Consider the following 16,943-nt stretch of genomic DNA (forward strand, 5'->3'; position numbering starts at 1 on the left):
GCTACAGCTGTTCGGTCTCGGCGTAGTCCTCGGTGCCCTCGGCATCACCGAAGGAACCGGCGTCCGTGTCGCTCCACGTCCCGGTGGCGGCGTCGTAGCCGGCAACGGTGGTGGGATCGAAGGACGCGGGGCTGTCCTTGAGGGCCAGGCCGAGCGAATGCAGCTTGACCTTCACCTCGTCGATGGACTTCTGTCCGAAGTTGCGGATGTCGAGCAGATCGGACTCGGTACGGCCGACAAGCTCACCGACGGTGTGAACACCTTCGCGCTTGAGGCAGTTGTAGGAACGGACCGTCAGGTCCAGGTCCTCGATGGGCAGTCCGAACGAAGCAATGTGATCGGCCTCGGCGGGCGAGGGGCCGATCTCGATGCCTTCTGCTTCGACGTTCAGCTCACGGGCCAGGCCGAAGAGCTCAACCAGGGTCTTGCCCGCCGAAGCGAGCGCGTCCCGAGCGGTGATGGAGTTCTTGGTTTCCACATCGAGCACGAGCCGATCGAAGTCGGTGCGCTGCTCGACGCGGGTGGCCTCCACCTTGTAGGTGACCTTGAGCACCGGCGAGTAGATCGAGTCGACCGGGATACGGCCGATCTCGGCGCCGGACGCCTTGTTCTGGACGGCGGGGACGTAGCCGCGACCGCGCTCGACGACGAGCTCGATCTCCAGCTTTCCCTTGTCATTCAGGGTGGCGATGTGCAGATCCGGGTTGTTCACGGTGACGCCGGCCGGGGGCACGATGTCGCCTGCGGTCACAGCGCCGGGGCCCTGCTTGCGGACGTACATGGTGACCGGCTCGTCCTCTTCGGAGCTCACGACGAGGCCCTTGAGGTTCAGGATGATGTCGGTGACATCTTCCTTCACACCGGGAACTGTGGTGAACTCGTGCAGAACGCCGTCGATGCGGATGCTGGTGACAGCAGCGCCGGGAATCGACGAGAGCAGCGTGCGGCGGAGCGAGTTGCCGAGGGTGTACCCGAAGCCTGGCTCGAGGGGCTCGATGACGAACTTCGAGCGGTTGTCAGCGATGACCTCTTCGGTCAGCGTGGGTCGCTGAGAAATGAGCATTGGATTTCCTCCTGTACGGGCGTCCGCTATTTGACGCCCACGATGGGAAAGGCACTTCGTGCCCGTGCGCCTTTCCGGTAGTCGGAACTACCGGAAAGGCGCACGAGCCGTCAGGCCTACTTCGAGTAGTACTCGACGATGAGCTGTTCCTGCAGAGGAACGTCGATCTGCGCACGCTCGGGAAGCTGGTGAACCAGAACCCGGAGACGTCCACCGACAACCTGCAGCCAACCCGGGATCGGGCGATCGCCCTGGGTCTCGCGCGCAACCTGGAAGGGAAGCGTGGACAGCGACTTGTCCTTGACATCGATGATGTCGTACTGGGAGACGCGGTAGCTGGGGATGTCGACCTTCTTGTTGTTCACAAGGAGGTGGCCGTGGGTGACCAGCTGACGGGCCTGGCGGCGGGTGCGAGCCAGTCCAGCGCGGTACACGACGTTGTCGAGACGCGACTCCAGGATGCGGAGCAGGTTCTCACCGGTCTTACCGGGGCGGTTGTTCGCCTCCTTGTAGTACAGGCGGAACTGCTTCTCCATGACGCCGTAGGTGAAGCGAGCCTTCTGCTTCTCCTGCAGCTGGAGCAGGTACTCGCTCTCCTTGATCCGCGCGCGGCCGTGCTGGCCCGGCGGGTAGGGACGACGCTCGAACGCCTGGTCGCCTCCAACGAGGTCGACGCGCAGACGACGCGACTTGCGGGTGATGGGTCCGGTATAACGTGCCATTTTCTTCTACCTATCCTTCCCGCTAGACCCGACGCCGCTTGGGCGGACGGCAGCCGTTGTGCGGCTGGGGGGTGACATCGGAGATGGTGCCGACCTCGAGGCCAGCGGCCTGAAGCGAGCGGATCGCGGTCTCACGGCCGGAGCCGGGGCCCTTGACGAAGACGTCGACCTTCTTGACACCGTGCTCCTGCGCCTTGCGGGCTGCGTTCTCGGCGGCCAGCTGAGCGGCGAACGGGGTCGACTTACGCGAACCCTTGAAGCCGACGTGTCCCGAGGACGCCCAGGAAATCACGTTTCCGGCGGGGTCCGTGATGGACACGATGGTGTTGTTGAACGTGCTCTTGATGTGAGCGGCGCCGTGCGGGACGTTCTTCTTGTCCCTGCGACGCGCCTTCTGGGTCTTCTTCGGACCGGTGCTACGTGACTTGGGGGGCATTACTTCGCCTTCTTCTTGCCTGCAATGGTGCGCTTCGGACCCTTACGGGTGCGGGCGTTGGTCTTGGTGCGCTGACCACGCACGGGCAGACCACGACGGTGGCGCAGGCCCTGGTAGCAGCCGATCTCGATCTTGCGTCGGATGTCGGCCTGGACCTCGCGGCGAAGGTCACCCTCGACCTTCAGCGACTCCTCGATGTACTCGCGGAGCTTGGCCAGATCCTCGTCCGAGAGATCCTTGCTCCGAAGATCCGGGCTGACGCCGGTGGCGTCCAGGATCTCCTTGGAGCGGGTACGGCCGATGCCGTAGATGTAAGTAAGTGCGATCTCCATCCGCTTTTCACGGGGAAGATCGACACCTGCGAGACGTGCCATGTCGGCATTTCCTATCGGTGTGCGGAGGTCTGCTCCCAGTCCATCCCCTGTGCCTCTTCAAACGTCGGCGGTCTCGCGACCGACAATGCTTCAACTAACTCAGTGGGGCCCCGGCCTCCGTGCCGGGGGTGAACCAGTACCTGCTCGAAAGCCGTGAGTACTGGCTGGTGCTGGGAGGTCATCTTTGCTTGTTGCCAAGCAGATCCTCGAAAAGCGGAGATCTAGCCCTGACGCTGCTTGTGGCGCAGGTTCTCGCAGATCACCATGACCCGGCCGTTACGACGGATCACCTTGCACTTTTCGCAGATCTTCTTGACGCTCGGCTGAACCTTCACGTCTTCTGATCTCCTGTTTTGTGGCAGCCCACTACGCAGAGCCGCAGCGGACGTACTTCTCCCCGACCTGGTCGGGCGGGGAAGCTTTACTTGTACCGGTAAACGATGCGTCCGCGCGACAAGTCGTAGGGCGAGAGCTCTACGACAACGCGATCTTCCGGGAGGATGCGAATGTAGTGCTGACGCATCTTTCCGCTGATGTGGGCGAGAACCTTGTGGCCGTTCTCGAGCTCAATGCGGAACATCGCATTGGGCAGCGGCTCGACTACTCGTCCCTCGACCTCGATGGCCCCGTCTTTCTTAGCCATATCCTCCGCGATCCATGTGGTTTGGCGTGCTTATTGCATCTGTTTCCGTTACCGTGGCGCCCAATGGGATCTTCACCGGCCGAAACATGAACAATCCGGATCGAATCCGGCACTGGGCACGCAGACAACCGGCACGCATAGCGCACCGTTGATCCATGTTACGGGAAATTGCTCACCAGGCCAAATGCGGTCCCTGACGGACTCGCAAGCCCGGCGAGAATTCGACTTCCGATACCCACGGCCACGATGCGAAGGATGGTGTGCGTGCGCGCCCTGGTACAGCGAGTGACGTCCGCGTCGGTCCGCGTCGACGGCGAGGAGGTCGGCCGAATCACTCCCCCGGCCGGCGGCCACGGGCTGCTCGTCCTGGTCGGCGTCACCCATACCGACGACGAGGCGAAGGCGGCCCTGCTCGCGAAGAAGGTGTGGACCATGCGCATCCTGGAGGACGAACGGTCCGCGTCCGACCTCGACGCCCCGGTGCTCGTCGCCAGTCAGTTCACGCTCATGGCGGACACCCGCCGGGGCCGGCGCCCGTCCTGGTCCGCCGCGGCGCCGAGGCCGGTGGCGGAACCACTGGTTGACGAGTTCACCGGCGCCCTGCGCGCGCTGGGCGCGACCGTCGAGACCGGCGTATTCGGCGAACACATGGAGATCAGCCTCGTCAACGACGGTCCGGTGACGCTGCTCATCGACGTGTAGGCCCGCACCCGCGGGCGGCCGCTACTCCGGACGCAGGGTCAGGATGCGCGGCCCGTCCTCGGTGACCGCGACCGTGTGCTCCCAGTGTGCGGCACGGGTGCCGTCGGAGGTCACGACGGTCCAATCATCCTCGAGGACAACGGTATCGGTGGTGCCGAGGGTCAACATCGGTTCGATCGCCAGAACGGAACCGACCACCAGTTGCGGCCCCTTGCCCGGAGCGCCCTCGTTGGCGAGGAACGGCTCCATGTGCATTTCCCGGCCGATGCCGTGACCGCCGTAGCCGTCGACGATGCCGTACTTACGGTCGTGCGCCACCTCGGCGGCGCGGGTGCCGAGTTCGATGGCGTGGGAGATATCGGTGAGGCGGTTGCCGGGAAGCATCGCCGCGATCCCCGCCTCCATGGACAGCCGAGTGGCGTCGCTGAGCTGCTGGTCCGCTTCGATGATGTCTCCGACACCGAAGGTCCACGCAGAGTCGCCGTGCCAGCCGTCGAGAATGGCGCCGCAGTCGATGGAGACGAGGTCTCCCTCGGCGAGAATGTCTTCCGCCGAGGGAATCCCGTGCACCACACGATCGTTGACGGACGAACAGATCGATCCGCTGAACCCGTGGTAGCCCTTGAACGAGGGCACGGCGCCTGCGCCGCGGATGACCGACTCGGCCACCTCGTCGAGTTCGAGCGTGCTCACACCCGGCTTCGCCGCTTCGCGGACCGCCACCAGAGCCGCACCGACGATGGCACCGGCGGCCGCCATTGCGTCGAGCTCGCCTGCGGTCCGGAACGGGACGACCTTGCGCTTACGCCCGAAGCCCATTACTTACCCAACGCTGCCAGTGCGCGCGCGTTGACCTCGTCGACCTCGCCCAGGGCGTCGACGGTCACCAGCTGGTCCTTGTAGTAGTCCAGCAGCGGCGCGGTCTCCTCGCGGTACACCCGGAGCCGGTTGCGGATGACGTCTTCCTTGTCGTCGGCGCGGCCACGGGCGAGCATCCGCTCGACCACGACGTCCTCGTCGACGATGAAGGACAGCACTGCGTCGAGCTTGGTGTTCAGCTCGGCGAGGATCGCCTCGAGTGCCTGAGCCTGGTCGACGGTCCGGGGGAAGCCGTCCAGGAGGAATCCGTTGGCCGCGTCCGGCTCGCCGACACGGGCCTTCACCATGTTGTTGGTGATCTCGCTGGGAACCAGGTCCCCGGCGTCCAGGTACTTCTTCGCCTCGAGGCCGAGGGGGGTGGCCTGGCCGATGTTCGCGCGGAACAGGTCGCCCGTGGAGATGTGCGGGACGCCGAGCTTCTCGGACAGAATCGCGGCCTGGGTGCCCTTGCCTGCACCGGGAGGACCAAGGAGGACAAGTCTCACTTGAGGAACCCTTCGTAGTTACGTTGCATCAATTGACTTTCGATCTGCTTGACCGTGTCCAGGGCGACGCTGACGAGAATCAGCACGGCCGCACCACCGAAGATGCTGCTGGAGGTCTGGCTTCCGGACAGGAAGAAGTGGGGCAGCACCGCGATCAGGCCGAGGTAGATCGAGCCGGGAACGGTGATGCGGTTGAGCACGTAATTCAGGTAGTCCGCGGTGGGGCGACCGGGGCGGATACCGGGAATGAAACCGCCGAACTTCTTCATCTCGTCCGCGCGCTCTTCCGGATTGAACGTGATCGCGACGTAGAAGAACACGAAGAACACGATCAGCGCGAAATAGATGACGATGTACACCGGGTTGTTCGGATTCACCAGGTACTCGTTGATGATCCGCTGCCACCAGCTGGGATCGGCGGACGACGTGGCGCCGGTGAGCTGCGCGATGAGGTTCGGCAGATACAGCAGCGACGACGCGAAGATGACCGGGATGATGCCGGCCTGGTTGACCTTGAGCGGCAGGTACGTGGACGAGCCGCCGTACATCTTGCGGCCGACCATGCGCTTGGCGTACTGGACCGGGATCCGCCGCTGGCCCTGCTCGACGAACACGACGCCGGCGATGATGGCGAGGGCCGCGACGCAGATGATCGCGAAGATCAGTCCCCCGCGGCTGTCCAGGATGGCCTTGCCCTCGGACGGCAGGCGGGACGCGATACCCGAGAAGATCAGCAGGGACATGCCGTTACCGACACCGCGCTCGGTGATGACCTCACCGAACCACATGACGAGCGCTGCGCCCGCGGTCATGACCAGCACGATGATCACGAGGCCGAAGATGCTCTTGTCGGCGATGATCTCTTCCTGGCATCCCTGCAGCAGCTGGCCGCGCGACGCGAGCGCCACGATGCCGGTGGCCTGCAGGATCGCGAGGGCGATCGACAGATAACGCGTGTACTGCGTCATCTTCGCCTGGCCGGACTGGCCTTCCTTCCGGAGTTCCTCGAACTTCGGGATGACGACCGTCAACAGCTGGACGATGATGCTGGCCGTGATGTACGGCATGATGCCGATCGCGAAAATGGACAGCTGGAGTAGCGCGCCGCCGGAGAACAGGTTGATCAGCGAGTAGATACCCGCGGAGTCACCGCCCGACAGCTGATCGACACAGGCTCGGACGTTCCCGTAGTCGACGCCCGGCGACGGAATCACGGCACCGATGCGATAGAGCGCAACGAGACCGAGCGCGATGAGGATCTTCCGCCTCAGGTCTGGGGTCCTGAGGGCCGAGACGAAGGCGGAAAGCAAAGATCCTCCTGGCACGACGGTGGGGAGACGAGTCGAAAGCAGACTTGTCCGTGAATGAACTCTAGAACTCTAACAGTGGCAACTGAACGCACAGTTGGGAGACCTGCGGCAGGCTGCCCGTACAGCCGCAAATGGCCGCAGTACAGCGCGAGGCTGTACTGCGGCCATCTACTGGCTAGCGGTGATAGCTCACAGCTCGGTGGCGGTACCACCGGCAGCAGCGATCTTCTCCTTGGCGGAGCCGGTGAACTTGTCGACCGTCACCTGGACGGCGACAGTCAGGTCGCCGTCGCCGAGAACCTTGACGAGCTGGTTCTTGCGAACGGCACCCTTGGCAACGAGGTCCTCGACCGTGACCTGTCCACCCTCGGGGAACAGACGGGCGATGTCGCCGACGTTGACGACCTGGTACTCGGTGCGGAACGGGTTGGTGAAGCCCTTGAGCTTGGGCAGACGCATGTGCAGCGGCATCTGTCCACCCTCGAAGGCTGCGGGCACGTTCTTGCGGGCCTTGGTGCCCTTCGTGCCGCGACCGGCGGTCTTGCCGCGCTTGCCGCCTTCACCACGACCAACACGAATCTTGTTGGACTTGGCTCCGGGTGCGGGGCGCAGGTGATGCAGTTTGATGGTCATGGTTAGACCTCCTCAACTGTGACGAGGTGGCGCACCACGTTGATCAGACCGCGGTTCTGCGCGTTGTCCTCACGAACAACGGTCTGACGGATGCCCTTCAGGCCCAGCGTGCGCAGAGAGTTCTTCTGGTTCTGCTTGGTACCGATGGTGCTCTTGATCTGAGTGACCTTGAGTTCGGCCATTACTTCACGCTCCCAGCCTGTGCGCGTGCACGCAGCATGCCGGCGGGAGCCACGTCTTCGAGGGCGAGACCGCGGCGAGCCGCAACTTCCTCGGGACGCTGCAGGCCCTTGAGCGCAGCAACGGTCGCATGCACGACATTGATGGCGTTGTCGCTACCGAGCGACTTCGACAGGATGTCGTGGATACCGGCGCACTCCAGCACGGCACGCACCGCGCCGCCGGCAATGACACCGGTACCCGCGCTGGCCGGACGCAGCATGACGACGCCCGCTGCGGCCTCACCCTGAATCGGGTGCGTGATGGTGCCACCGATCATCGGAACGCGGAAGAAGCTCTTGCGAGCCTCCTCGACACCCTTCTGAATGGCCGCAGGAACTTCCTTGGCCTTGCCGTAGCCGACGCCGACCAGTCCATTACCGTCGCCGACGATCACCAGAGCGGTGAAGCTGAAGCGACGACCACCCTTGACGACCTTCGACACGCGGTTGATCGTGACGACGCGCTCGATGTGGTTCGACTTCTCGGCCGACTGTCCGCCGCGACGATCGTCGCGACCGCCACCACGACGGTCGCCGCCGCCGCGGTTGTCCCCCGTGTTGGGGCCATTCTGTCCGGCGGGTCCGCTTCCGCCGTCACGCCTCTGACGTCCCGGCATCAGGCTGTCCTTCCGTTCATGTACTCGGTCTTGGTCATCAGAACTTCAACCCGCCTTCGCGAGCTGCGTCCGCAAGGGCCGCGATGCGACCGTGGTAGCCGTGTCCACCGTGGTCGAACACGACGGCCTCGACACCGGCTGCCTTCGCGCGCTCGGCGATCAGCTGACCGACCTTCGCACTGAGGGCCTTCTTGTCGCCGTCCGCTGCACGCACGTCGGCTTCGGTGGTCGACGCCGCAGCCAGGGTGTGGCCTGCGAGGTCGTCCACGAGCTGGACGTGGATGTGGCGCGAGGACCGGTTGACGACCAGGCGGGGACGCTCGGGCGTGCCGGAGACCTTCTTGCGGAGACGGAAGTGACGACGCACCTTCGACAGGCGACGCTTCGTGGACGCATCCTTGCCGAGCGGAATCCGCTTGGCTTTCTGGTTTGCAGTCTGGCTCATATCACTTACCCGTCTTTCCGACCTTGCGGCGGATCTGCTCACCCTCGTAACGCACGCCCTTGCCCTTGTACGGGTCCGGACGACGGAGACGACGGATGTTGGCCGAGATCTGCCCGACCTTCTGCTTGTCGATGCCCGACACCGAGAACTTGGTGGGCGACTCGACCGCGAAGGTGATGCCTTCCGGAGCCTCGATCGGGACCGGGTGGCTGTAGCCGAGTGCGAACTCGAGGTCCTTGCCCTTGAGAGCGACGCGGTAACCGACGCCGTGAATCTCCATCTTGGTGGTGTAACCGTCGGTGACACCGGTGATGAGGTTCTGCACCAGGGTGCGAGACAGACCGTGCAGCGCGCGGCTGCGACGCTCGTCGTCCGGACGAGTCACGCTGAGCGTGCCGTCGTCGTTCTTCGCAATGGCAATCGGCTCGGAGATCGTCAGGGCCAGCGTGCCCTTGGGACCCTTGACCGTGACGTCCTGGCCGTCGATCGAGACGTCGACGCCGCCGGGGACGGTGACGGGAATCTTTCCAATACGCGACATTGTGGTGGCCTCCCTTACCAGACGTAGGCGAGGACTTCCCCGCCCACTCCTTGATTGGCCGCCTGGCGATCGGTGAGCAGGCCGGTGGACGTGGAAATGATCGCCACGCCGAGGCCGCCCAGAACCTTGGGCAGGTTGGTGGACTTCGCGTACACACGCAGACCGGGCTTGGAGACGCGGCGCACGCCGGCAAGGCTGCGCTCACGGCTCGGCCCGTACTTCAGGTCGACGATGAGGGTCTTGCCCACCTCGGCGTCTTCGGTGCGGTAGTCGGCGATGTAACCCTCGCGCTTGAGGATCTCGGCGATGTTCGCCTTGATCTTCGAGTGGGGCAACTTCACCTCATCGTGGTACGCCGTGTTGGCGTTGCGCAGACGCGTCAAGAAGTCTGCGATGGGGTCGGTCATGGTCATGAGGTTGACCTCTACCTTTCTCACAACGGTTCCCTCTGCCGTTTCCGGCGCAGGCCTATCGCGAAGTAGGTCTTACGTTTCCCGGTCCGAGGTTACGAACCGGAAGTCTGTGGGGTGACGCCGCCGCCGAGGCGACGGCGTCACCGGCTCACCAGGAGCTCTTGTGAACGCCGGGCAGCTCGCCGGCGTGCGCCATCTCACGGACGCAGATTCGGCACAGGCCGAACTTGCGGAACACCGAGTGCGGACGGCCGCAGCGCTGGCAGCGGGTGTAGGCGCGCACCGCGAACTTGGGCTTCTTGTTGGCCTTGTTGACCAATGCCTTCTTAGCCATTAGCTCAGTTCTCCTTGAACGGGAAGCCGAGGTGCTTCAGCAGGGCACGGCCTTCTTCGTTGTTGGTCGCGGTGGTCACCACGGTGATGTCCATGCCGCGCGGGCGGTCGATCTTGTCCACGTCGATCTCGTGGAACATCGACTGCTCGTTCAGGCCGAACGTGTAGTTGCCGTTGCCGTCGAACTGGTTGCCCGACAGGCCGCGGAAGTCCCTGATGCGGGGAAGCGCAACGGACACGAGACGGTCCAGGAACTCCCACATGCGGTCGCCACGCAGCGTGACGCGGGCACCGATCGGCATTCCCTCGCGGAGCTTGAACTGCGCGATGGACTTGCGTGCCTTGCGGATCTCGGGCTTCTGACCGGTGATCAGAGCGAGATCGTTGACGGCACCGTTGATCAGCTTGGCGTCGCGCGCGGCGTCACCGACACCCATGTTGACGACGACCTTGACGACGCCGGGGATCTGCATCACGTTGGCGTAGTCGAACTCGGTGTTCAGCGCAGCCTTGATCTCCTCGCGGTAGCGAGTCTTCAGGCGCGGCTGGATCTTGTTCTCAGTGGAGGTCATGTCAGATGTCCTTCCCGTTCTTCCGGGAAATCCGAACGCGCTTGCCGGACTCTTCGTCGGTCCGGTAGCCCACGCGAGTGGGGTTGCCGTCCGAGTCGACGACCGCGACGTTGGAAACGTGGATCGGGGCTTCCTGCGTGACGATGCCGCCGGAGGAGGCTCCGCGCTCGTTCGCGGAAACCGCGGTGTGCTTCTTGATGCGGTTCACGCCTTCGACGAGGACCTTGTTGGTCGCGGGGTAGGCCTGGATGACCTTGCCCTTCGCGCCCTTGTCCTTGCCGGCGATGACCAGCACGGTGTCACCCTTGTGCACCTTCATCACAGCACCTCCGGGGCGAGCGAGACGATCTTCATGAACTTCTTCTCACGCAGCTCACGGCCGACGGGGCCGAAGATGCGGGTGCCACGGGGATCGTTGTCCGGCTTGATGAGGACGGCGGCGTTCTCGTCGAACTTGATGTACGACCCGTCCGGACGGCGACGTTCCTTGGTGGTACGGACGATGACGGCCTTGACGACCTCGCCCTTCTTGATGTTTCCACCCGGGATGGCGTCCTTGACGGTGGCGACGATGATGTCACCGATCCCGGCGTAGCGGCGAGACGAACCACCGAGAACGCGGATGCAGAGAATCTCCTTGGCACCCGTGTTGTCGGCGACGCGCAGCCGCGACTCCTGCTGAATCACTTACTTCTCCTTGACCTGGACTGTTGCACGGCAGATTTCCGACCCGACGTGCGCGGTCTGTACCCGTGCCCTGCGAGAGGGGCCGCCCGGGTGGGCGGCACAACGGTGGGGTTGCCGTGCGTCTGCCGCAAGGCAACCCCACCATCGTACTGGATACATTATTCGGTTTCTTACTTGGCCTTCTCGAGGACCTCGACGAGACGCCAGTGCTTGGTCGCGGACAGCGGACGGGTCTCCATCAGCTGCACGCGGTCACCGATGCCTGCGACGCCGTTCTCGTCGTGCGCCTTCACCTTGCTGGTGCGCCGGATGATCTTGCCGTAGAGCGGGTGCTTGACCCGATCTTCGAGCTCGACCACGATCGTCTTCTCCATCTTGTCGGAGACGACGTATCCGGTGCGGACCTTGCGGCTGCCGCGCTCTTCAGTGCTCACTGCTTTTTCCTCACTCATGCCGCGTCACCTGCGTCCGGACCAACGGCCAGCCCGAGCTCACGCTCACGCAGAACGGTGTAGATACGCGCGATCTCGTGACGAACGGTACGAAGTCGACGGTTGTTGTCCATCTGACCCGTGGCCATCTGGAAACGAAGGTTGAACAGCTCTTCCTTCGACTCACGAAGCCGGGTGACCAGCTCTTCTTCGGTGAGCTCGCGGAGCTCTGCGGCTGGGGTTCCAGTAGCCATCAGAACTGCTCCTCCCTTGTCACGATCCGGCACTTGCACGGAAGCTTGTGCATCGCGCGGCGCAGGGCCTCACGAGCGATCTCCTCATTGGGGTAGCTCATCTCGAACATCACGCGACCGGGCTTGACGTTCGCGATCCACCACTCGGGCGAACCCTTACCGGAACCCATGCGGGTTTCGGCCGGCTTCTTGGTGAGGGGGCGATCCGGGAAGATGTTGATCCAGATCTTGCCGCCACGCTTGATGTGCCGGGTCATGGCGATACGAGCGGACTCGATCTGCCGGTTGGTGATGTAGGCCGGCTCGAGAGCCTGGATGCCGTAGTCACCGAAGGTCACCTGGGTTCCACCCTTGGCGGCACCCGAACGGCTCGGATGGTGCTGCTTGCGGTGCTTGACCCGCCGTGGGATCAACATGCGTCAGCCCTCCTTCTGTTCAGTCGTAGCGGGTGCATCGGCAGTGGCGGTCGCTGCGCGGCCGGCCTCGGTGCTGGTCGCGGTGGTGCCGGTGGCACCGGAACGACGGGGACGGCTCGGACGCTCACGGCGCGGGCGGTCGCCTGCGGGAGCAGCCACGTTGGCGGCGAGCTCACGCTTGCCACCGACGATGTCGCCCTTGTAGATCCAGACCTTCACGCCGATGCGGCCGAAGGTGGTCTTGGCCTCGTAGAGGCCGTAGTCGATGTCCGCACGAAGCGTGTGCAGCGGCACACGGCCTTCGCGGTAGAACTCCGACCGGGACATCTCGGCGCCGCCGAGACGACCGGAGCACTGAACGCGGATGCCCTTGACGTTGGGCTGACGCATGGCCGACTGGATGGCCTTGCGCATGGCGCGACGGAAGGCGACACGGTTCGAGAGCTGCTCGGCCACACCCTGTGCGACGAGCTGAGCCTCGGCCTCGGCGTTCTTGACCTCGAGGATGTTCAGCTGGACCTGCTTGCCGGTCAGCTTCTCGAGCTCGGAACGGATGCGATCGGCTTCGGCGCCGCGGCGGCCGATGACGATGCCCGGGCGAGCGGTGTGGATGTCCACACGCACACGGTCACGGGTGCGCTCGATCTCGACCTTCGCGATGCCCGCACGCTCCATGCCGGTGGCGAGGAGCTTACGGATCGCGACGTCTTCCTTGACGTACTCCGCGTACTGCTTGTCTGCGTACCAGCGAGACTTCCAGTCGGTGGTGATGCCGAGGCGGAAGCCGTGCGGGTTGATTTTCTGGCCCACTACTGAGCACTTCCCTTCCGGCGATTACGGGTCGATGTTCCGGTCTTCGGCAGGCTCTCCACGATCACGGTGATGTGACTGGTGCGCTTGCGGATACGGAACGCACGTCCCTGTGCACGCGGCTGGAACCGCTTGAGGGTCGCGCCCTCGTCCACAAACGCCGTGGCGACGACAAGCGTGCTCGGGTCGAGGTCGAGGTTGTTCTCGGCGTTGGCTGCTGCAGAGGCGATCACCTTGGCGACCGGCTCGCTCGCTGCCTGCGGCGCGAACTTCAGGATGTTCAGGGCGTCTTCAACCGAACGCCCGCGGACCAGGTCCACAACACGACGCGCCTTCATCGGCGTGACGCGCACGTGGCGCGCTACTGCCTTGGCGGTCGGGTTGGCGGTTTCGGTGTTGCTCATCGCCTCTTCGCCTTCCGATCATCCTTGATGTGACCCTTGAACGTGCGGGTCGGTGCAAACTCTCCGAGCTTGTGTCCGACCATCGAGTCGGAAACGAACACGGGGACGTGCTTGCGGCCGTCGTGAACCGCAAACGTGTGGCCGATGAAGTCCGGGATGATCGTGGAACGACGGGACCAGGTCTTGATGACCTGCTTGGTTCCCTTTTCGTTCTGCACGTCCACCTTCGCGAGGAGGTGGTCATCGACGAACGGGCCCTTCTTGAGGCTGCGTGGCATCCTTCACTCCCTCCTAGCGCTTGTTCTTGCCGGTACGGCGACGACGGACAATGAGCTTGTCGCTCGCCTTGTTCTTGCGGGTGCGGCCCTCGGGCTTGCCCCACGGGCTGACCGGGTGGCGACCACCGGAGGTCTTACCCTCACCACCACCGTGCGGGTGGTCGACCGGGTTCATCACGACACCACGGACGGTCGGGCGCTTGCCCTTCCAGCGCATACGGCCGGCCTTGCCCCAGTTGATGTTCGACTGTTCGGCGTTGCCGACCTCACCGATCGAGGCGCGGCAGCGAACGTCGACACGACGGATTTCGCCGGACGGCATACGCAGCGTGGCGTAGGTGCCTTCCTTACCGAGCAGCTGGATGCTGGATCCGGCCGAGCGGGCCATCTTGGCGCCGCCACCCGGGCGGAGTTCCACCGCGTGGATGGTGGTACCCGTCGGGATGTTGCGCAGGGGCAGGTTGTTGCCGGGCTTGATGTCGGCGCCTGCGCCGGACTCGACCGGAGCACCCTGGATCAGGCCCTTGGGGGCGATGATGTAGCGCTTCTCGCCGTCCGCGTAGTGCAGCAGGGCGATACGCGCGGTGCGGTTGGGGTCGTACTCGATGTGAGCGACCTTGGCCGGCACGCCGTCCTTGTCGTTGCGACGGAAATCGATCAGCCGGTAGGCGCGCTTGTGTCCGCCACCCTTGTGCCGGGTGGTGATACGACCGTGTGCGTTACGTCCACCGCGTCCGTGGAGCGGGCGAACCAGCGACTTCTCGGGGGTCGACCGAGTGATCTCGGCGAAGTCCGAGACGCTCGAGCCACGACGGCCCGGGGTAGTCGGCTTGTACTTACGGATTGCCATGAGTCTTCTCGTCCTCTATGTCTCGTCAAGTCCCGGGCGCTTACGCGACCGGTCCTCCGAAGATCTCGATGGGCTTGCTGTCGGCCGAGAGGGTCACGAGCGCGCGCTTGGTGTCCTTGCGCTTGCCGTAACCGAACCGGGTCCGCTTGCGCTTGCCCTGACGGTTGGCGGTGTTGACGCTGGTCACGGTGACGCCGAAGATCTTCTCGACGGCAATCTTGATCTGCGTCTTGTTCGAGTCCGGGTGCACCAGGAAGGTGTAGGTGCCTTCCTCGATCAGTCCGTAGGACTTCTCGGAGATGACCGGGGCGAGCAGGATGTCGCGGGGATCGGCGATGGTGCTCACTTGCCCTCCTCCTTGTTCTCTTCCTGGGCGGTCTCGGCGGGCCCGTGGATGAACGAGTTCAGCGCCTCGACGCTGAACACGACGTCATCGCTGTTGAGCACGTCGTAGGTGTTGAGCTGGTCGGGTGCAATGGGGTGCACGCCGTCCAGGTTCTGCACGCTCTTCCAGGCCGCGATGTCCTCGCGTCCGACGACGAGCAGGACCTTCTTGCGGTCCGAGATCTCGCCGAGGAAGGTGCGGGCGGACTTCGTGGACGGAGTCTGACCGGCAACCAGTTCGGTGATCACGTGGATGCGCTCGTTGCGGGCCCGGTCGGAGAGGGCTCCGCGCAGGGCGGCGGCCTTCATCTTCTTGGGGGTCCGCTGGCTGTAGTCGCGCGGCTGCGGGCCGTGGACGGTGCCACCGCCGGCGAACTGCGGTGCACGGGTCGAGCCCTGACGTGCGCGGCCGGTGCCCTTCTGGCGGTACGGCTTCTTGCCACCGCCGCGAACCTCGCCGCGGGTCTTGGTGGCGTGGGTGCCCTGACGTGCAGCGGCGAGCTGCGCGACGACAACCTGGTGGAGAAGCGCGATGTTGGCAGGCGCGTCGAAGATCTCCGCGGGGAGCTCGACGGTGCCGTTGGTCTTGCCGCCGGCGACCTTGACGTCCAGCGTCAGCTTGGTCGTCGATGTCTCGGTGCTGGTCATGCTCGTGCACCACCCTTCACTGCACTCTTGACGATCACGAGGCCACCCTTGCGGCCGGGGATCGCACCCTTGATCAGCAGCAGGCCGTTCTCGGCGTCCACCTTGTGAACGGAGAGGTTCTGCGTCGTGATGCGGTCGCTACCCATGCGGCCGGACATGCGCATGCCCTTGAACACGCGGCCCGGAGTGGCGCAACCACCGATGGAACCGGGGCGACGGTGAACGGCCTGCGCACCGTGCGATGCACCCTGACCGGCGAAGCCGTGGCGCTTCATGGTTCCGGCGAAGCCCTTACCCTTGCTGGTTCCGGTGACGTCGACGTAGGCGCCGTCCTCGAAAACCTCGGCGGTAAGTTCCTGGCCGACCTCGTACTCCGAGGTGTCGGCAACGCGGAGCTCCACAACGTGGCGGCGCGGGGTGACGCCGGCCTTGGTGAACTGGCCGGAAGTCGGCTTGTTCACCTTGCGCGGGTCGATGGCGCCGAACGCGAGCTGCACGGCGCTGTAGCCGTCACGCTCTTCGGTACGAATCTGGGTCACGACGTTCGGTCCGGCCTTCACGACGGTGACCGGAACGACCCGGTTGTTCTCGTCGAAGACCTGGGTCATGCCGAGCTTGGTGCCCAGGATTCCCTTGATCTTGGTATCAGTCATTGTTTTTGTCTCCGCCGCGCTCACTGAATGTTGACGTCGACGCTGGCCGGAAGGTCGATGCGCATGAGCGCGTCAACCGTCTTGGGCGTCGGGTCGAGGATGTCGATAAGCCGCTTGTGAGTACGCATCTCGAAGTGCTCGCGCGAGTCCTTGTACTTGTGCGGCGAGCGGATGACGCAGTACACGTTCTTTTCGGTCGGCAACGGCACGGGTCCAACGACGCGGGCCCCGGTACGGGTCACCGTCTCGACGATCTTGCGCGCTGACGCGTCGATCGCCTCATGGTCGTAGGCCTTGAGCCTGATGCGGATCTTCTGTCCCGCCACGCTTAGTGTCCTTTTCTTGCCGCGTTTCGTAGTCCCACCCGAGTCGGGCCGAACTACCTCGTCTGCACAGTCCCTTACCTGGGCCGCAACTGTCCGAACGCTAGGCGACCGGGACACACCCGATCCGCTGCCGCTGTTCATCTGTCATGGTTCTCCGGTACACGCGGTCGGGCGTGTCGCCCTCCCACTCATTCTCCGACCCGGAACTTTTCAGCTTTTCGGGCCGGGAACGCGCACCGGATGCACTCGAATTCGAGTGCCAGTAGGTACTGCTTCCGTCTTGCATGTGGCCGCGAGCAGGTCATGTGATCTACACCGCGACGTTTCACCCCACCTGTTTCGGGCCGCAAACGATCGCGTCCCAGACAAGGCAACCCGACCAGTATGCCGTACCGGGCGGGAGACTTCAAACC

At 64.3% G+C, this 16,943-nt stretch carries 31 protein-coding genes; 1 reads left to right on the forward strand and 30 read right to left on the reverse strand.

The genetic code is table 11. The annotated features are described in order from the left end of the window. Position 1: 1 nt before the first annotated feature. From ACNJ7E_RS42685 to infA, 6 genes are all read right to left on the reverse strand, one after another. The gene (locus ACNJ7E_RS42685) at positions 2 to 1,063 is read right to left on the reverse strand and encodes a DNA-directed RNA polymerase subunit alpha (RefSeq protein ID WP_005239684.1); all 1,062 of its coding nucleotides are present in this window, start codon (positions 1,061 to 1,063) and stop codon (positions 2 to 4) included. A gap of 116 nt (positions 1,064 to 1,179) precedes the next feature. Continuing rightward, a complete protein-coding gene (rpsD, locus tag ACNJ7E_RS42690) occupies positions 1,180 to 1,785 on the reverse strand; it encodes a 30S ribosomal protein S4 (protein WP_005239683.1) in 606 nt (201 codons plus the stop codon). A gap of 22 nt (positions 1,786 to 1,807) precedes the next feature. Further along, the gene (gene rpsK / locus ACNJ7E_RS42695) at positions 1,808 to 2,221 is read right to left on the reverse strand and encodes a 30S ribosomal protein S11 (protein ID WP_005239680.1); all 414 of its coding nucleotides are present in this window, start codon (positions 2,219 to 2,221) and stop codon (positions 1,808 to 1,810) included. Beyond that, on the reverse strand, positions 2,221 to 2,595 hold the full coding sequence (gene rpsM / locus ACNJ7E_RS42700; RefSeq protein WP_005239677.1) for a 30S ribosomal protein S13: 375 nt from the start codon (positions 2,593 to 2,595) through the stop codon (positions 2,221 to 2,223). The genes rpsK and rpsM overlap by 1 nt, the downstream gene beginning before the upstream one ends. Positions 2,596 to 2,816: 221 nt before the next feature. Continuing rightward, complete coding sequence (gene rpmJ / locus ACNJ7E_RS42705) at positions 2,817 to 2,930, reverse strand: 50S ribosomal protein L36 (RefSeq protein WP_003938068.1); 114 nt, start codon at positions 2,928 to 2,930, stop codon at positions 2,817 to 2,819. Positions 2,931 to 3,016: 86 nt separating this feature from the next. Then, entirely contained in the window at positions 3,017 to 3,238 is a 222-nt protein-coding gene (infA, locus tag ACNJ7E_RS42710; protein WP_003418601.1) for a translation initiation factor IF-1, read from the reverse strand. 264 nt (positions 3,239 to 3,502) lie between these two features. On the opposite strand from infA, the gene dtd reads away from it, so the two are divergent. Next, entirely contained in the window at positions 3,503 to 3,940 is a 438-nt protein-coding gene (gene dtd, locus ACNJ7E_RS42715) for a D-aminoacyl-tRNA deacylase (protein WP_280782639.1), read from the forward strand. Positions 3,941 to 3,961: 21 nt separating this feature from the next. Here dtd and map read toward each other — a convergent pair whose 3' ends face one another. From map to rpsJ, 24 genes are all read right to left on the reverse strand, one after another. Continuing rightward, entirely contained in the window at positions 3,962 to 4,759 is a 798-nt protein-coding gene (gene map, locus ACNJ7E_RS42720) for a type I methionyl aminopeptidase (protein WP_280782638.1), read from the reverse strand. Beyond that, positions 4,759 to 5,304: an adenylate kinase gene (locus ACNJ7E_RS42725; protein ID WP_009479373.1), complete on the reverse strand. Its 546-nt coding sequence runs from the start codon at positions 5,302 to 5,304 to the stop codon at positions 4,759 to 4,761. Before ACNJ7E_RS42725 ends, map begins: the two co-directional genes overlap by 1 nt. Beyond that, a complete protein-coding gene (secY, locus tag ACNJ7E_RS42730) occupies positions 5,301 to 6,614 on the reverse strand; it encodes a preprotein translocase subunit SecY (protein WP_005239668.1) in 1,314 nt (437 codons plus the stop codon). The genes ACNJ7E_RS42725 and secY overlap by 4 nt, the downstream gene beginning before the upstream one ends. A 189-nt stretch (positions 6,615 to 6,803) precedes the next feature. Beyond that, on the reverse strand, positions 6,804 to 7,247 hold the full coding sequence (rplO, locus tag ACNJ7E_RS42735) for a 50S ribosomal protein L15 (RefSeq protein WP_280782637.1): 444 nt from the start codon (positions 7,245 to 7,247) through the stop codon (positions 6,804 to 6,806). Between the two features lie 2 nt (positions 7,248 to 7,249). Beyond that, positions 7,250 to 7,429 carry a 50S ribosomal protein L30 gene (gene rpmD, locus ACNJ7E_RS42740; protein ID WP_005239665.1) on the reverse strand — a complete coding sequence of 60 codons (180 nt, stop codon included), beginning with the start codon at positions 7,427 to 7,429 and terminating at the stop codon, positions 7,250 to 7,252. Continuing rightward, positions 7,429 to 8,085, reverse strand: a complete 657-nt coding sequence (gene rpsE, locus ACNJ7E_RS42745) for a 30S ribosomal protein S5 (RefSeq protein WP_280782636.1) — start codon at positions 8,083 to 8,085, stop codon at positions 7,429 to 7,431. Before rpsE ends, rpmD begins: the two co-directional genes overlap by 1 nt. A gap of 37 nt (positions 8,086 to 8,122) precedes the next feature. Beyond that, positions 8,123 to 8,530, reverse strand: a complete 408-nt coding sequence (gene rplR, locus ACNJ7E_RS42750; RefSeq protein ID WP_005239660.1) for a 50S ribosomal protein L18 — start codon at positions 8,528 to 8,530, stop codon at positions 8,123 to 8,125. Position 8,531: 1 nt separating this feature from the next. Then, positions 8,532 to 9,071: a 50S ribosomal protein L6 gene (rplF, locus tag ACNJ7E_RS42755; RefSeq protein WP_005239658.1), complete on the reverse strand. Its 540-nt coding sequence runs from the start codon at positions 9,069 to 9,071 to the stop codon at positions 8,532 to 8,534. A 14-nt stretch (positions 9,072 to 9,085) separates the two neighbouring features. Next, positions 9,086 to 9,484, reverse strand: coding sequence for a 30S ribosomal protein S8 (gene rpsH / locus ACNJ7E_RS42760; protein WP_005239657.1), 399 nt, complete (start codon positions 9,482 to 9,484; stop codon positions 9,086 to 9,088). A gap of 148 nt (positions 9,485 to 9,632) precedes the next feature. Then, positions 9,633 to 9,818 carry a type Z 30S ribosomal protein S14 gene (locus ACNJ7E_RS42765; RefSeq protein WP_005239644.1) on the reverse strand — a complete coding sequence of 62 codons (186 nt, stop codon included), beginning with the start codon at positions 9,816 to 9,818 and terminating at the stop codon, positions 9,633 to 9,635. A gap of 4 nt (positions 9,819 to 9,822) precedes the next feature. Beyond that, positions 9,823 to 10,389, reverse strand: a complete 567-nt coding sequence (gene rplE / locus ACNJ7E_RS42770) for a 50S ribosomal protein L5 (RefSeq protein ID WP_005239642.1) — start codon at positions 10,387 to 10,389, stop codon at positions 9,823 to 9,825. 1 nt (position 10,390) lies between these two features. After that, a complete protein-coding gene (gene rplX / locus ACNJ7E_RS42775; protein WP_005239640.1) occupies positions 10,391 to 10,708 on the reverse strand; it encodes a 50S ribosomal protein L24 in 318 nt (105 codons plus the stop codon). Beyond that, complete coding sequence (rplN, locus tag ACNJ7E_RS42780) at positions 10,708 to 11,076, reverse strand: 50S ribosomal protein L14 (RefSeq protein WP_005239639.1); 369 nt, start codon at positions 11,074 to 11,076, stop codon at positions 10,708 to 10,710. The genes rplX and rplN overlap by 1 nt, the downstream gene beginning before the upstream one ends. Positions 11,077 to 11,246: 170 nt before the next feature. Then, positions 11,247 to 11,528 (reverse strand): 30S ribosomal protein S17, encoded by a 282-nt coding sequence (gene rpsQ / locus ACNJ7E_RS42785; protein WP_005239638.1) that lies wholly within the window; start codon positions 11,526 to 11,528, stop codon positions 11,247 to 11,249. Then, entirely contained in the window at positions 11,525 to 11,761 is a 237-nt protein-coding gene (gene rpmC, locus ACNJ7E_RS42790; protein WP_005239637.1) for a 50S ribosomal protein L29, read from the reverse strand. The genes rpsQ and rpmC overlap by 4 nt, the downstream gene beginning before the upstream one ends. Continuing rightward, entirely contained in the window at positions 11,761 to 12,177 is a 417-nt protein-coding gene (gene rplP, locus ACNJ7E_RS42795; RefSeq protein WP_005239636.1) for a 50S ribosomal protein L16, read from the reverse strand. The genes rpmC and rplP overlap by 1 nt, the downstream gene beginning before the upstream one ends. Positions 12,178 to 12,180: 3 nt before the next feature. Next, positions 12,181 to 12,987, reverse strand: coding sequence for a 30S ribosomal protein S3 (gene rpsC / locus ACNJ7E_RS42800; RefSeq protein WP_005239635.1), 807 nt, complete (start codon positions 12,985 to 12,987; stop codon positions 12,181 to 12,183). Beyond that, positions 12,987 to 13,391, reverse strand: a complete 405-nt coding sequence (gene rplV, locus ACNJ7E_RS42805) for a 50S ribosomal protein L22 (protein WP_005239634.1) — start codon at positions 13,389 to 13,391, stop codon at positions 12,987 to 12,989. Before rplV ends, rpsC begins: the two co-directional genes overlap by 1 nt. Further along, positions 13,388 to 13,669, reverse strand: coding sequence for a 30S ribosomal protein S19 (rpsS, locus tag ACNJ7E_RS42810; protein WP_003940820.1), 282 nt, complete (start codon positions 13,667 to 13,669; stop codon positions 13,388 to 13,390). Before rpsS ends, rplV begins: the two co-directional genes overlap by 4 nt. Positions 13,670 to 13,682: 13 nt before the next feature. Beyond that, entirely contained in the window at positions 13,683 to 14,519 is an 837-nt protein-coding gene (gene rplB / locus ACNJ7E_RS42815) for a 50S ribosomal protein L2 (protein ID WP_280782635.1), read from the reverse strand. Positions 14,520 to 14,559: 40 nt separating this feature from the next. Beyond that, positions 14,560 to 14,865 carry a 50S ribosomal protein L23 gene (gene rplW / locus ACNJ7E_RS42820; protein ID WP_005239632.1) on the reverse strand — a complete coding sequence of 102 codons (306 nt, stop codon included), beginning with the start codon at positions 14,863 to 14,865 and terminating at the stop codon, positions 14,560 to 14,562. After that, complete coding sequence (gene rplD / locus ACNJ7E_RS42825) at positions 14,862 to 15,551, reverse strand: 50S ribosomal protein L4 (RefSeq protein WP_105412648.1); 690 nt, start codon at positions 15,549 to 15,551, stop codon at positions 14,862 to 14,864. The genes rplW and rplD overlap by 4 nt, the downstream gene beginning before the upstream one ends. Next, the gene (gene rplC, locus ACNJ7E_RS42830; protein WP_005239628.1) at positions 15,548 to 16,204 is read right to left on the reverse strand and encodes a 50S ribosomal protein L3; all 657 of its coding nucleotides are present in this window, start codon (positions 16,202 to 16,204) and stop codon (positions 15,548 to 15,550) included. Before rplC ends, rplD begins: the two co-directional genes overlap by 4 nt. 20 nt (positions 16,205 to 16,224) lie before the next feature. After that, positions 16,225 to 16,530 carry a 30S ribosomal protein S10 gene (rpsJ, locus tag ACNJ7E_RS42835; protein WP_003938093.1) on the reverse strand — a complete coding sequence of 102 codons (306 nt, stop codon included), beginning with the start codon at positions 16,528 to 16,530 and terminating at the stop codon, positions 16,225 to 16,227. Positions 16,531 to 16,943: the final 413 nt, after the last annotated feature.

It is taken from the genome of Rhodococcus mengyinensis, from assembly GCF_048381435.1.
In the GTDB taxonomy this organism is placed as follows: Bacteria; Actinomycetota; Actinomycetes; order Mycobacteriales; family Mycobacteriaceae; genus Rhodococcus_F; species Rhodococcus_F opacus_D.

Bases quoted from the DNA above. Each gene is read 5' to 3' on its own strand.
- ACNJ7E_RS42685 (WP_005239684.1), bottom strand. From the start codon at position 1,063: ATGCTCATTTCTCAGCGACCCACGCTGACCGAAGAGGTCATCGCTGAC.
- rpsD (WP_005239683.1), bottom strand. From the start codon at position 1,785: ATGGCACGTTATACCGGACCCATCACCCGCAAGTCGCGTCGTCTGCGC.
- rpsK (WP_005239680.1), bottom strand. From the start codon at position 2,221: ATGCCCCCCAAGTCACGTAGCACCGGTCCGAAGAAGACCCAGAAGGCG.
- rpsM (WP_005239677.1), bottom strand. From the start codon at position 2,595: ATGGCACGTCTCGCAGGTGTCGATCTTCCCCGTGAAAAGCGGATGGAG.
- infA (WP_003418601.1), bottom strand. From the start codon at position 3,238: ATGGCTAAGAAAGACGGGGCCATCGAGGTCGAGGGACGAGTAGTCGAG.
- map (WP_280782638.1), bottom strand. From the start codon at position 4,759: ATGGGCTTCGGGCGTAAGCGCAAGGTCGTCCCGTTCCGGACCGCAGGC.
- rplO (WP_280782637.1), bottom strand. From the start codon at position 7,247: ATGACCATCAAACTGCATCACCTGCGCCCCGCACCCGGAGCCAAGTCC.
- rpmD (WP_005239665.1), bottom strand. From the start codon at position 7,429: ATGGCCGAACTCAAGGTCACTCAGATCAAGAGCACCATCGGTACCAAG.
- rpsE (WP_280782636.1), bottom strand. From the start codon at position 8,085: ATGCCGGGACGTCAGAGGCGTGACGGCGGAAGCGGACCCGCCGGACAG.
- rplR (WP_005239660.1), bottom strand. From the start codon at position 8,530: ATGAGCCAGACTGCAAACCAGAAAGCCAAGCGGATTCCGCTCGGCAAG.
- rplF (WP_005239658.1), bottom strand. From the start codon at position 9,071: ATGTCGCGTATTGGAAAGATTCCCGTCACCGTCCCCGGCGGCGTCGAC.
- rpsH (WP_005239657.1), bottom strand. From the start codon at position 9,484: ATGACCATGACCGACCCCATCGCAGACTTCTTGACGCGTCTGCGCAAC.
- ACNJ7E_RS42765 (WP_005239644.1), bottom strand. From the start codon at position 9,818: ATGGCTAAGAAGGCATTGGTCAACAAGGCCAACAAGAAGCCCAAGTTC.
- rplE (WP_005239642.1), bottom strand. From the start codon at position 10,389: ATGACCTCCACTGAGAACAAGATCCAGCCGCGCCTGAAGACTCGCTAC.
- rplX (WP_005239640.1), bottom strand. From the start codon at position 10,708: ATGAAGGTGCACAAGGGTGACACCGTGCTGGTCATCGCCGGCAAGGAC.
- rpsQ (WP_005239638.1), bottom strand. From the start codon at position 11,528: ATGAGTGAGGAAAAAGCAGTGAGCACTGAAGAGCGCGGCAGCCGCAAG.
- rpmC (WP_005239637.1), bottom strand. From the start codon at position 11,761: ATGGCTACTGGAACCCCAGCCGCAGAGCTCCGCGAGCTCACCGAAGAA.
- rplP (WP_005239636.1), bottom strand. From the start codon at position 12,177: ATGTTGATCCCACGGCGGGTCAAGCACCGCAAGCAGCACCATCCGAGC.
- rplV (WP_005239634.1), bottom strand. From the start codon at position 13,391: ATGAGCAACACCGAAACCGCCAACCCGACCGCCAAGGCAGTAGCGCGC.
- rpsS (WP_003940820.1), bottom strand. From the start codon at position 13,669: ATGCCACGCAGCCTCAAGAAGGGCCCGTTCGTCGATGACCACCTCCTC.
- rplB (WP_280782635.1), bottom strand. From the start codon at position 14,519: ATGGCAATCCGTAAGTACAAGCCGACTACCCCGGGCCGTCGTGGCTCG.
- rplD (WP_105412648.1), bottom strand. From the start codon at position 15,551: ATGACCAGCACCGAGACATCGACGACCAAGCTGACGCTGGACGTCAAG.
- rplC (WP_005239628.1), bottom strand. From the start codon at position 16,204: ATGACTGATACCAAGATCAAGGGAATCCTGGGCACCAAGCTCGGCATG.